We start from the raw sequence: 12,630 nt of genomic DNA on the forward strand, positions 1-12,630 counted from the left end.
GATTCCTCCTGGTGCGGTCATGGTCGGCGGGCCCTTGCGCACCTTCTCGTGATGGGCGGTCGGACGTCGGGGCCAGGGAAAGCCCGTACTCGCGAACCTAGCAGCGGTGGCTTCGCAGCCCACCGGGCCGGGACGCTGATGGCGCCCCGGCCCGGTGCGCTCCACGGGTCAGGAGGCCGGCAACTCCTCACGGACCGTGCGGGCCGCGGCGACCAGGTTCTCCAGGGACGCCCGGGTCTCGGGCCAGCCGCGGGTCTTCAGGCCGCAGTCGGGGTTGACCCAGAGCCGTTCGGCGGGGATGGCCTGGAGACCGGTACGGAGGAGTGCGGCGGCCTCCTCGGCGCTCGGCACGCGGGGGGAGTGGATGTCGTAGACGCCCGGTCCCGCCTCGCGCGGGTAGCCGTGGTCGGCGAGTTCCCGGGCCACCTGCATATGGGAGCGGGCCGCCTCCAGGCTGATGACGTCGGCGTCGAGATCGTCGATGGCCTGGACGATGTCGCCGAACTCGGCGTAGCACATGTGGGTGTGGATCTGGGTGTCCGGACGGACCCCGCTGGTGGTCAGCCGGAAGGCCTCGGTGGCCCACGTGAGGTAGGCGGGGCGGTCGGCGGCCCGTAGCGGCAGGGTCTCGCGCAGAGCGGGCTCGTCCACCTGGATGACCGAAGTCCCGGCCGTCTCAAGGTCGTTCACCTCGTCGCGCAGGGCGAGGGCGACCTGGCGGGCGGTGTCGCCGAGGGGCTGGTCGTCGCGGACGAAGGACCAGGCGAGCATGGTGACCGGGCCGGTGAGCATGCCCTTGACCGGGCGTTCGGTGAGGGACTGGGCGTACGTCGTCCAGTGCACCGTCATCGGTTCGGGGCGGGAGATGTCGCCGGCCAGGATCGGCGGGCGGACATAGCGGGTGCCGTAGGACTGGACCCAGCCGTTCTGCGAGGCGAGGTATCCGGTGAGCCGTTCGGCGAAGTACTGGACCATGTCGTTGCGTTCGGCCTCGCCGTGCACCAGGACATCCAGGCCGGTCTTCTCCTGGAAGGAGATGACTTCCTGGATCTCCGCCTTGATGCGCTCCTCGTAGCCGGACGTGTCGATCCGGCCGGCGCGGAGGTCGGCGCGGGCGGTGCGCAGTTCGCCCGTCTGCGGGAAGGAACCGATCGTGGTGGTCGGCAGCAGGGGCAGCCCGAGGTGGGCCCGCTGGGCGGCGGTCCGTTCGGTGTACGGCAGACAACGGCGGGCGTCGGCCGCGGAGACGGCGGCGGCGCGGGCCCGTACGGCCGGGTCGCGGGTGATGGGGGAGTTCGCGCGGGAGGCCAGGTCGGCCCGGTTGGTGGCGAGTTCGGCGGCGATGGTGTCGGTGCCCCGGGCGAGGCCCTGGGCGAGGGTGACGATCTCGCTCGTCTTCTGGCGGGCGAAGGCGAGCCAGCGCAGGATCTGCGGCTCGATGTCCCGTTCCAGGGCGGAGTCGATGGGCACGTGGAGCAGCGAGCAGGAGGCGGCCACGTCGACCCGGTCGGCCAGCCCGAGCAGGGTGCCCAGGGTGGACAGGGACTTCTCCAGGTCGTTGACCCAGATGTTGCGGCCGTTGACGACCCCGGCGACCAGCCGTTTGCCGGGCAGCCCGCCGACGGCGGCGAGGTCGTCGAGATGGGCCGCGGCGGCCTCGGTGAAGTCCAGGGCGAGACCCTCGACGGGCGCCTTGGCCAGCACGGGCAGCGCGTCGCCGAGAGGGCCGAAGTAGGAGGCGACCAGCATCTTCGGCCGGTCGGTGAGGGCGCCGAGGTCGCGGTAGGTGCGGGCGGCGGCGTTCAGTTCGGCCGGCGTGCGGTCCTGGACGAGGGCGGGCTCGTCGAGCTGCACCCAACCGGCGCCGGCCGCCCGTAGGTCGGCGAGGACGTCGGCGTACACCGGCAGCAGCCGGTCCAGCAGGGTGAGCGGGTCGAAGTCCGTGGCCACGCCGGGGGCGGGCTTGGCGAGCAGCAGGTAGGTGACGGGGCCGACCAGGACCGGCCGGGCGGTCAGACCCAGTGCCAGAGCCTCCTTGAGCTCGGTGACCTGCTTGGTGGAGTCCGCGGTGAAGACGGTGTCCGGGCCCAGCTCCGGGACCAGATAGTGGTAGTTGGTGTCGAACCACTTGGTCATCTCCAGCGGCGCCACGTCCTGGGTACCGCGGGCCATGGCGAAGTAGCCGTCCAGGGCGTCCGCCTCGACGGCGGCGCGGTGCCGGTCGGGGACCGCGCCGACCATGACGGTGGTGTCGAGCACGTGGTCGTAGTACGAGAAGTCACCGGTGGGCACTTCGTCGATGCCTGCCGCCGAGAGCTCGCACCAGTTGGCGGCGCGCAGTTCGGCGGCGGTGGACCGGAGTTCGGGGGCGGTGACGCGGCCCTTCCAGCAGCCCTCGATCGCCTTCTTCAGTTCCCGGTCGGTGCCCTGGCGGGGGTAGCCGTACACGGTGGCCCGTGCTGCCGCGGCCGCGGACTTCGCTGTCACGGAGATCTCCTTCGCGAGATGAATCCCTGAGATCCCGGCGACGGGACGAGAGCGCGAAGGGGTGACGAACGGGACGGGCACGATCCGGCGCGGCAGTTGGCACTGCGCGGTCGTCCGCCTGCTCTGTACGCCGACCCGCCCACGAGGTCACCGGGATGTCCGCGCACGAGTGGTTCGTGCGCGGGCAGTTGGCAGGTCTTCGGACTCGCGGGCACGTCTCTGTCGTACGAGACACCTACTGGCCGTCGCTTCCCAGACCCTTGTACGTCGGGCCCAGTGCGTATGACGGCGGTCGTTCCCGCTCACCGCTGCGGGGCAGTCCCGGATTCCCACCGGGTTCCCTCTTACGACGCATCCCGCCTGGCGAACGGGGCGAACCAGCTGCACGGGCCACCCTACGGGCTGGCGCGCGAGGAGGGCAGCGGTACGTCCATCATCCGGACGGTGGGGTGGAGCCACGCAAGATCATTAAGGTTGGGATTTCCGTGTGAATCTCAGCGTGAGGAACATACCCAGCCATAGCGAGACTGAGGCAACGACAAGAATCCATCCCGCGGCATTGCCCATGATCGCCAGCGCTGTCCTGCCATCGGCGGGCCGAGATCCGGCGTTCCGCTCGCGCCGCCGCCGGGCTTGGCGGGGTGGCCTCGGTGATGTGGGCCGTCGCGGGGGAGAAAAGGGTGGTGCCGGAGAGGTCTGCGACTGCCGTGCTGACGCTCACGACCGCTTGCGGATCCAGGCCCAGCGCGGTGCGGCTCAGGCATTCGGAGCCTGGGTGCCAAGGCTCGCACTGAGCTCCCCGGTACCGGAAGGCCCTCAACGAACGGTGGAGGGGGACAGGCTTCGGGAGTCAACCTGTTGTGTACTGCGGAAATCCATCAATGGATGGATGACAAGAGCCAAGGCGGCTGAAAAGATCAGGCCAGAGTTGAACGGATCAAACACTCCTGCCGTCGGGGAACCGCAGCGCTCCGGTGGGAGTGAGTCACTGGTCCTTTCGAATGGTGCGTTCCTGCCGACTTGCAGGGGTGATTCCATTTCGCGTCAGACCTCGGGGGATTGACTTGCAGATCAGTATATTGGGCCAAGTTTCTGTCATTGCTGATGGGCAGACACGCGCCATTCGAGCCAACAAGGTACGGGCCATGCTCGCCACCCTTGCCCTGGAGGCGGGCCGAGCCGTGTCCAGTGAAGACCTCGTTGATGAACTGTGGTCCGGGCATGCGATAGGCAATGCCCGAAACGCGTTGCAGGCGACCGCGACTCGGCTGCGCAGGGTGATCGAGCCCTCCTTGCACCGCGGTGGTACCTCTGTGCTGCGCGGTGTGAACAACGGCTATCTCCTCGAAGTGCCACCGGAGTACGTGGACGGCAACAGGTTCCTCGACTTGGCCGCCCAGGGAGCTGCGCACCTGCCTACACGGCCCGAACGCTCGTTGGAACTCCTGCAATCGGCCCTGGACCTCTGGCGCGGTCCTGCCCTCTTCGACGCAGGCGACGGCCTGCGCATGCGCGGCGCGGCGGCCCTCTTCGACGAACGTCGGCTGACCGCCTGTGAGGACCTGGTCAGCGCCTTGCTGTCGGTCGGGGACGAGGCTCGAGCGATCCCGGAACTGCGCCAACTTGTCGCTCTGTACCCGTTGCGGGAACGGTTCTGCGAACTTCTCATGCTTGCCCTTTACCGCACGGGGCGCCAGGGGGAGGCGCTGGATCTCTTCCAGCGGGCCAGGCGGCGCCTCGATGAAGAGCTGGGAATCCAGCCGGGGGCGCCACTGCAGCGTCTGCAGGCCGAGATCCTGGCCCAGGACCCGCTACTGAGGCTGCCCGCCGCGGTTCTGCCGAGCCAGGGCGAACCCGCAGCGGTCAGCAAGTAGCGGACGATCTCGGATCATTTGGGCTGAGGCTGGGTCGATTTGTTCGTCGGGCCTCCAAGTTCTCGCCGTCCCCTCATTCGGCCTTGCTGGATTTCGCCCGGGTGACGGGTCGGAACAACGTGTAGGAGAGGTCGCACCATGCCGCCCGATTCGGAACTGCGTCGCGATGAGTTCGTTGCTTTGAAGGAGCCCGTGGCGATCGTGGGGATCGCGGCGCTGTATCCCGGTGCTTCGGGGACGGACCAGTACTGGGAGATGCTGAATCGGAAATGCTCGGTAGGAGCCGGGGCACGCACTCTTGACGATCTGCATATCGACGTGGCTCGATTCGGAATTCCACCGGCCCAGGCCGGGGCCCTGGCTCGGATGCAGATCCTCATGCTCGAAGCGGCACGCCAGTGCCTGTCGGACGCCGGACATCCCTTGCGCGCACTGCCGACCGACCGTACCGACGTCATCACCGGCACCTGCTTCGGCCTGGACCGCCAGCATGCCAACGCCCTGCGGATCGAGGCCAGCCGATACGCCCACGACATCGAGTTGGCAGCTGTGGCACGGGGCGTCGACGAGGCCGCGGCACAGGCAGCCGCCCAGGAACTGCGGTCGCTGGCGGCACGCCAAGGTGGAGCCTCCCCGCACGATCGGGTGGGAGAGATGGCGAGCACGATCCCTGCCAGGATCGCCACCACGTTCAGGTTTCACGGGCGAACGCTCGCGGTCGAATCGGCGGACGCGACGTCGTTCGTGGCCATCGACCACGCGATGCACAACCTCCGTCGCGAGGTGTCCGACGCGGTCCTCGTCGTAGCGGGACAGCGGTGGGAGAGCCCCTTCGTCACCAGAGCCATGCAGGCCAAAGGACTCTTGGATCCGATGAGCCCCGGCACTACAGGGCACGAGTCCCACCGGGTCGGCGAGGGCGTCGGGGCGCTCCTGCTCAAGCGGTTCTCCTCCGCTGTCCGGGACAGTGACCGGATCTACGCCGTGATCCTCGACTCGTCCGTGCGTCACGACTCTCGTCCGGGCGCTTTCCGCTACTCACGGTCCGCCGAGTTGCGCCGCTCGCTCGCACAGGCGTCTTTGCGTGCTGCCGGGGTGAGCGCCGAGGCCGTGACGTATGTGGAGTGCGTGGGCTCGACCGTCACCGCTGAGGCGGAGTTGGAGATGTTGACAGCGCTCCATGGGGGTGCTGCTCCCGCGTCCGTGGCTGTCGGCAGTGTCAGGGACCGTCTCGGGAACACCTTTGCCAACGCCGGCGTCGCCGCCGTTACCAAGGTCGCTCTTGCCCTGCACCACCGGCGGATCCCTCCCCAGCGCGTGCTGTGCGGTGCCGATGAGAGCGACATCCTCGGTACACCGCTGCGACTGGCACCTCGGAGTGAGGAGTGGCGGGCGAGCGGTGACGCCACGCCTCGCCTGGCCGTGGTACATGGAGCCTCGTTCACCGGGACCGTCTGCCATCTCGTCATCCAGGAGCACGGAGAATCCGGGGTCGACGACGTCGACGAGCCGAACGGGTCGGTCCACCGCCGTGCCTGGTCCACCCCGGGCCGGATCGGGGATACGGCGGGTCGGGCCGCTGCCATGCCGGTGCCGGTGCCGTGGCCGGAACCGATCGCGGTGGTGGGTGTTGCCGGCCGCTTCGCGGGCGCGCCGGACGCCAAGAGCTTCTGGCAGGTCGTGAGCTCCGGCGAGACCCGCATCGGTCCCGTCCCGGAGTCCGTACTCGACCGTGATCTGTACTTCGCGCCGGGTGCCCTCAGTCTCACGCACAGCTACACCGACCAGGGCGGGCATGTACCGGTGCCCCAGGAGCCACCCGCCGATGTACGGATCATCCCCTCGCGCCACGCGGCCATGGATGAAACGCAGCGCCTTGCGCTTACCGTGGCTGCCGAGTTGTTCCAGGGACGGGCAGCTCACGCGGGTGGGGATCCGGGCGCGCGCGGTACGGCGGGACCGCTTGCGGGCAGGGGACTGGTCGCGATCGGTACCAATCTGGGCCTGACGCGCGAGCGCCGTACTAATGCGGAACTGTCTTTGCAGTCCTGGGACGAGGCGGTCGGACGACTCGCCGCTCTTGACGGCCTGTCATCGATGCAGAAGAAGGCCCTGCTGGCATCGGTGCGTGAGGCGAGGCCGGGGGCGCAGGTCGATGCGATGTCCCCCGCTCTCCTCGACGGCTGCCTCGCGAGTGGCGTGGCAGCACTGCTCGCCCATGAGTACCGGCTCGACGCCGTGCCCCTTGGTGTCGAGGCCGCGTGTGCTTCGTCCCTCGCGGCGCTCGACATCTGCGTCGGTGCTCTTCGTCAGGGGACGGCGGACTTCGCTGTGACAGGTGGCGTCGAGTTGGCCTGCAACACCCGGGACATGGTGCTCTGTTCGGCGCTCGGGCTGCTGTCGCACAGCAAGAACGCGCCTTTCGACCAGGCTGCCGACGGCTTCAGCCCGGGCGACGGCTGTGGCCTCTTTCTGCTCAAGCGGTTCAGCGACGCCCACCGAGACGGTGATGACATCGTCGGCCTCATACGCGGCATCGGCGCGTCCAATGATGCGAAGTCCTTGATAGCCCCGAACGTGGATGGGCAACTGCTGGCCATGCGACGGGCCTTCGCCGAAGTGGACTTCGGGCCGTCGGCGGTCGACTACCTGGAGGCTCACGGCACCGGAACCAAGGTCGGAGACCGCGTGGAGATCGCTGCCGCCGCACGGATGTACGGCAGCGAGCCGCGTGCGCGACGTCTGGAGATCGGCTCGGCGAAGTCGTTCTTCGGGCACACGTTCGCGGCTGCCGGCAGTGCCGGGCTGTTGCGGACGCTGCTCGCCATGCGGGCAGAGACGCTGCCTTCCAACGCCAACCTTCGGACGCTGAACCCGGCACTTGAGCTCGATGCCATCCCGGCTGCCGTTTCGGCCGAACCGTCGCCGTGGAGTCGACAGCCCGGGCAACCGAGGCGCGCAGCCGTGAGTTCCTTCGGCACCGGAGGCATCAACTACCACGTACTCATCGAAGAGCACCTGGACGGAGTGCGATGAACTTCGAATTCGACGCGGACACCGAGGAGATGCGTGCCATGGTCGTCGCGTTCGCCCAGCGCGAGCTCACCGGCCGAGGCGATACGGCGCACGACATGTTCGACGTTGGTGACTTCAGGCAGCGCTGGCGGCTCGCGGGTGAACAGGGCCTGACGGGCGGCACCGTGCCCGCCGACTACGGTGGCAGCGGTCTGGACGCGGTCACCGCGTCAGCTGTCATGGAGGCACTGGGCTACGGCAGCGAGGACACCGGTTTCGCATTCTCCATCGCCGCCCATCTGTTCGCCTCGCTGATGCCCATCGTCGAGTTCGGCACGGAGGAGCAGAAGCGGGAGTGGCTGCCCGCGCTCTGCTCGGGAGAGCGGATCGCCGCGCACGGCATCACCGAGCCGGAGGCCGGATCCGACGCACTGAACCTGCGAACCCGTGCAGAGCGCAAGGGAGACGAGTACATACTCCAGGGCAGCAAGTGCTTTACGACGAACGCACCCGTCGCCGACGTCTTCGTCGTTCAGGCGGCGACCGAGCCGAACGGCGGTTTCTTCGGCCTCACGGCCTTCGTCGTCGAAGCCGGCACCCCGGGGCTCAGCGTCGGACCGGCCTACGACAAGGTCGGCCTGCGCGGATCGCCCACAGCCGATGTCCACTTCGACGGATGCGTCGTCCCGGCCAGCCGGGTGCTGGGCACCGAAGGCGCCGGTGCCAGCGTGTTCTCCGCGTCCATGAGGTGGGAACGCGTCTGTTTGTTCGCCATCTACCTGGGTGCCATGCGCCGGGTCCTGGAGTCCACGATCGGATACGCAGGAGAGCGCGAACAGTTCGGTTCTCCCATCGGCGGTTTCCAGGCGGTCAGTCACCGGATCGTCGACATGACACTGCGCCTGGAGTCCGCTCGGCTCCTGCTGTACAGGGCCGCCTGGGGACTGACGCGGGGCGACCAGGACGAGATCGCACCGGCCCTCGCGAAACTCGCGGTGAGCGAGGCCGCCGTACAACTGGGCCTGGATGCCGTCCAGGTGCGTGGTGGCCTGGGCGTGGTCGAGGGGGAGGCCGAGACGTTCCTCCGCGACGCTCTGCCCTCCCGAGTCTTCTCAGGAACCAGCGAGATCCAGAGGAACAACATCGCACGCGCGTTGGGTCTGGGGACCAAACGCCGACCGCACCGTCGCCGTTGAGGTTCGGCACTCCGTCAACTACCCCGTCCATCCGGAGGTTTCACCTTGACGATCATCGTTCACCGTATACGACTGCATGACGGTGTCGAACCCAGCCGCTTCGAGAAATGGGTGCGGGACGTCGACTACGCAGCATGTCGTGAACTACCCAGTGTCCTGGCGTTCGGCGTTCAGCGGGTGGTGGACACACCGGCCGAACCATCGGCCGGTACAGGGGCTTCCGACACCAACGGCCCAGACTACTTCGAGATCATAGAGGTGACCAGTCTCGGGGAGTTCGAAAGAGACATGGAAAGCTCGCGGTTTCAGCAGCTCGTCGTGGAGTTCGATCAAATGGCGAAGGTCGTCGACGAGGTGACTGGCGAGCGGATCGGTGAGGGGTACCGGACGTAGGGGCTTCATGAAGCAAGGTTGAACGCGTATTGAATTTCTTTCAATTGGACGGGTTCGGGGTGACTGAATTTCGTCCAATGGTGGAGATGAGCCCCGACTCGTAGGCGACGGCTACCGCCTGGGCGCGCGTGCCCACCCCGAGCTTCCTCAGCATGTGGTGAACGTGGGACCGTACCGTCGCCGTGGAAACGGACATTCTTTCTGCTATCTCGGCATTGGACTTTCCCTGGGCGAGTAGCACGATCACCTCGGATTCCCGTGGAGTCAGGGCGGCTGCCAGGCCCGCGGCGGCAGGTGCCGCGTAGGCATCGTCCGGCAGGTGGTGGAGGCTCGGCCTGGCCTCCTCGGGCATGACGATGGCCCCGCCTGCACTGACCGTCCGCAGTATGTGGACCAGTTCGTCGGCCGAGGTGTCCGGTGTCAGAACCGCCCGCACTCCGACACGCAGCGCCTCGATGGAGCGCGACGCGTTCTCCGCCTTCGCGATGAGGACCACCTTCGTGCCGGCGGACAGAGCGGCGAGTTCTCGCTTGTGTTCCAAGGTCAGCGCAGGTGCCACAATTAGGAGGATGTCCGGTTCCTGCTTCGCGGCGGCCGCTGCGGACTCGGCGCCGGTCGTGTTGCCGACCACGACTATGTCATGTTGCTGGTTGAGTAGGGCCCGCATCCCGGAGCCAAGGATCGCATCCTCGCAGCAAACGAGTACGCGAATGTTCACCGACTGCCTCCCGTAAGGTGGGACCGAGCGGGTGCATGGGTGGTTCACCCGCCATGGCCCGGGACATGACGTTGGTCAGATACGTCTTCATCGGGCGCGGGTGAAGAGGGCAGTCCAGGCGGACCGGCAGGCGGTTTTCGGTCGTGATTGCTTTCGGTGGTCCAAGGTTCGTGCCTCCCCCGAGAGGGCGCCGAAGCGCTCTTCTGACACTCCTTGCTGCTTAGCACGCCTGATTATGTCGGCCGTTTTTCGACCATGCAATATTGCGTATGAGCAGCGTAATGAGGCTAGCACGTGATGATGCCGTGATGACGGACTCGGAGAGACGCCGCGCATTCACCGGACACTGGCCGCGCACCTGTGAATGCGCGGTCGGAGCAGGGCTGATGGACGGCCAGAGCGGCGGTTGCCTCCTCTGTGAAGGACCGGCAGGGAGCCATCACGCCCTGTGTGACACCGAGTTCACCCCGCCTCGGCCGAATCGCTGAACGCCGCGCAGACGCAGAGCGTCACACGACCCGCAGCGCTCGGGACGCGGCGAGCCGGTGAGACGGCGGGAACGTCGTGACCGCACGTCCCAGTCGGCTCACGAAGAACGCCCGCCCGGGCAGACCGAGCCGCTGCTCCAACTCGGCCCGGACGTCGTCGTGCTGGAGGATGACGCTTACGGGGTGCAGGACCAGACCGGCGCGGGTCGCCTCGAGCCAGTAGTCGGCCAGCACGGCGCCACCCCGGACCACGGCCTCGGCGTCGGGCGTCTCGTCGTCGAAACACAGCGCGACGGCGGCAGGGGAGCGCCGTACCATGGCGGCGAGTTGCCGGGCGAGGATCCGGTGATAGCCCCCGTGACGCAGGATCCGCATGGTCCGGGGTGCCAGAGCGATCCGCATGCCGAACCGACGGGGCGGCGACAGCGGCCCGAAGAGCTGGCCGAGGGTGAAGCCGTCACCGTGAGCCTCGGCGTCGGCCTCGTCGTGGCGTATGAACGAGTGCGTCTCCCGCCAGGCGAGGCGGTGACTGAAGTCGCGCCCGCCGTGCCGAGAGACGAGGTCGGCGACCGCGGCACGCTCGGCATCGGCCACCACATGGCGGACGATGACCGTTCGGTCGTACTCCGGTCCTGCCCGGAGCAACGACGGACCCGGTCGTGACGTCGAAAGTCTCGCGAGCACGGCCGGGTCGATACGGTCGGGGCGGTATGGGCCCCGATTGGTGTGGCGGGCGTGCAGGGTTTCGCTCAGCTCGGCGAGGTCCCCCGAGGTGTCCGAGTGCCGCAGGCTGACGACACACAGCGGCATCCAGGCGTCCGGCCATCGGCCACCGAAGATCCGGTCGGTGTTGCCGTCCTTTGGCCTGTGGGCTGCTGGAGCCGGGTCGACGAAGCGGACCCTGTCGGCCGGCCAGCCCTGGGTGGCCAAGGACCGCAACAGGACTTCCCCGTACGCGCCGCAGCTGATCAGCATCTCGGCCTCGTGCGAGGGGAGCGCAGTGAGCTGTCGTTCGCGGTCCAGGGCGAGGACCAGGTATTCGCCGTCATCTTGCGCGGTGTGACCGGACCCGGCCGCGGTGTGCCCGACACTCTCCCCCAGCAGCTTCGCTGCGGCATGCCGAGCGACCGCGCCGATCGCCCAACCGACACCCCAGGGCTGGCAGTTGTGCGATGACGGACTGTAGGCGGCGGCCTCGGCCGCCACTTGGAGCGCGTCCTCGAAGGCCACGCCCCGGTTCGCGGGAGCGGACTGAGAAGGGGATGTCGATGTCACTGCCGCTGATCTCCTATCGCCACACCAATGCCACTGAGTAGCCGTCGACTTCGCGTGCCCAACTGTCGAACCGCGTCCCGTCACCCTCGGGCACATGACGCCTGAGATCCGGCCCCGCGCGCCACGAGAAACGGCCGTCGGCACGCCAGTCGGTCAACGCGACCTCCTGCGGGTCGATGCGCAGGCCGAAGCCGAAGTGCTTCAGCACCGCCTCCTTGCAGGACCAGCGCAGTGTCGGCGGCATCGCCCGCACGCCGACGGATTCCGCATCCTTCGCCGCACCGGGTGTGGAAGTGAGGAGTTCGGTGAGCATCGGCGGCATCCGGCGGATGCGCTCGACGTCGATCCCGACGGCGCGCGGTCCGCACGCGGCGACGGCAAAGTCGACCGAGTGGGAGAGCCCGACCTCGACCGGGAGATCGACCTGCGGCTTGCCGGCCCGTAGGCCGTCGGTGACAGCGCTGATGTGGACGTCGCGTGTGCCTGGCCGTCCCCCGAAGTGGCGCTGTTGGTAGGCGCACACCCCGTGCTTGAGCGCCAGGCGTCCCGCCAGCCATTCCAAGCGCCGCTTGGGAAGAGGCAGTTGCCGCGCTTGCGCCGACTCGGCGTCGCTGAGGTGCCGGGACTCGAGGGTCGCACGAGCTTGCTCGCCAATCGTACGCAGCCAGGTGATCGACACAACGGCGAGTGTCAGCGGGCCGCGCACATGACAGACGCGCAAGGGCCGCGCGGGATCGAGAACCAGGCAGTCGTCGAGTTCTGACACCGCGACGCGGGCCGGCGGTGTGGTCACGGCGTTCACGTCAGCGATCCACGGGCGGCGGCAGAAGGAACGGGTAGGGGCGGCGCAGGACCTTGAAGTGCCAGAAGCGGTCGGCCTTGCGCAACCGCTGGATCAGTTCCCACATTCGGGCGTCACCGCTGTAGTAGGCAGCGACCTCTTCTGCCGTGATCGGCTCGGTCAGTCGGCTGTTGGCCTGATCCAGGAAAGCGGGGATCAGTGAATCGAGCCGCTCCTTGTGGAGATTGCCGAGGAAGTCCAGGAGTACGCCGCGCAGCCCGTAGAACTTGTCGAAGATCGACTTGCTCATCGACAGCCGGACGGCGTCGCGCAGCACCCACGGCAGCGAGGTGAAGAAGAGCCGGACGTCGAGCTCCTCCCGGCCCCGGTCGTCCCGCATGAG

Annotated in this window: 9 protein-coding genes and 1 riboswitch; of the genes, 4 read left to right on the top strand and 5 right to left on the bottom strand. The window is 68.0% G+C overall.

What is annotated here, in order from left to right:
* Window positions 1-168: 168 nt before the first annotated feature.
* A complete protein-coding gene (gene metE / locus ACI2L1_RS19230) occupies window positions 169-2,487 on the bottom strand; it encodes a 5-methyltetrahydropteroyltriglutamate--homocysteine S-methyltransferase (protein WP_404740519.1) in 2,319 nt (772 codons plus the stop codon).
* A 172-nt stretch (window positions 2,488-2,659) separates the two neighbouring features.
* Window positions 2,660-2,884: riboswitch (cobalamin riboswitch) on the bottom strand.
* 748 nt (window positions 2,885-3,632) lie between these two features.
* Between metE and ACI2L1_RS19235 the strand changes: the two genes are divergently transcribed.
* The 4 genes from ACI2L1_RS19235 to ACI2L1_RS19250 all read left to right on the top strand — a co-directional run bounded on the left by ACI2L1_RS19235 (window position 3,633) and on the right by ACI2L1_RS19250 (window position 8,965).
* On the top strand, window positions 3,633-4,361 hold the full coding sequence (locus tag ACI2L1_RS19235; protein WP_404740520.1) for a BTAD domain-containing putative transcriptional regulator: 729 nt from the start codon (window positions 3,633-3,635) through the stop codon (window positions 4,359-4,361).
* Window positions 4,362-4,553: 192 nt separating this feature from the next.
* Window positions 4,554-7,397, top strand: coding sequence for a polyketide synthase (locus tag ACI2L1_RS19240; protein WP_404740521.1), 2,844 nt, complete (start codon window positions 4,554-4,556; stop codon window positions 7,395-7,397).
* Complete coding sequence (gene redW, locus ACI2L1_RS19245; RefSeq protein WP_404740522.1) at window positions 7,394-8,572, top strand: L-prolyl-[peptidyl-carrier protein] dehydrogenase; 1,179 nt, start codon at window positions 7,394-7,396, stop codon at window positions 8,570-8,572. Before ACI2L1_RS19240 ends, redW begins: the two co-directional genes overlap by 4 nt.
* Window positions 8,573-8,617: 45 nt before the next feature.
* Window positions 8,618-8,965 carry a RedY protein gene (locus tag ACI2L1_RS19250; RefSeq protein ID WP_404740523.1) on the top strand — a complete coding sequence of 116 codons (348 nt, stop codon included), beginning with the start codon at window positions 8,618-8,620 and terminating at the stop codon, window positions 8,963-8,965.
* Between the two features lie 40 nt (window positions 8,966-9,005).
* Here the strand turns inward: ACI2L1_RS19250 and ACI2L1_RS19255 are convergent, their stop codons facing one another.
* The 4 genes from ACI2L1_RS19255 to ACI2L1_RS19270 all read right to left on the bottom strand — a co-directional run.
* Window positions 9,006-9,632 carry a DNA-binding response regulator gene (locus tag ACI2L1_RS19255; protein WP_404740524.1) on the bottom strand — a complete coding sequence of 209 codons (627 nt, stop codon included), beginning with the start codon at window positions 9,630-9,632 and terminating at the stop codon, window positions 9,006-9,008.
* Between the two features lie 560 nt (window positions 9,633-10,192).
* Window positions 10,193-11,446, bottom strand: coding sequence for a RedV protein (locus ACI2L1_RS19260; RefSeq protein ID WP_404740525.1), 1,254 nt, complete (start codon window positions 11,444-11,446; stop codon window positions 10,193-10,195).
* A gap of 13 nt (window positions 11,447-11,459) precedes the next feature.
* The gene (locus ACI2L1_RS19265; protein ID WP_404740526.1) at window positions 11,460-12,248 is read right to left on the bottom strand and encodes a 4'-phosphopantetheinyl transferase family protein; all 789 of its coding nucleotides are present in this window, start codon (window positions 12,246-12,248) and stop codon (window positions 11,460-11,462) included.
* A gap of 1 nt (window position 12,249) precedes the next feature.
* Window positions 12,250-12,630 (bottom strand): DUF6206 family protein (locus tag ACI2L1_RS19270; protein WP_404740527.1); only part of this gene is annotated, 381 nt, incomplete at its 5' end.

Origin of the sequence: Streptomyces sp. NPDC019531, from assembly GCF_044903305.1 — a bacterium.
Lineage (GTDB): Bacteria > Actinomycetota > Actinomycetes > Streptomycetales > Streptomycetaceae > Streptomyces.

Excerpts from the sequence above, each read along its gene's own strand:
- ACI2L1_RS19235 (WP_404740520.1), top strand. The coding sequence starts at position 3,633 with ATGCTCGCCACCCTTGCCCTGGAGGCGGGCCGAGCCGTGTCCAGTGAA.
- redW (WP_404740522.1), top strand. The coding sequence starts at position 7,394 with ATGAACTTCGAATTCGACGCGGACACCGAGGAGATGCGTGCCATGGTC.
- ACI2L1_RS19255 (WP_404740524.1), bottom strand. The coding sequence starts at position 9,632 with ATGCGGGCCCTACTCAACCAGCAACATGACATAGTCGTGGTCGGCAAC.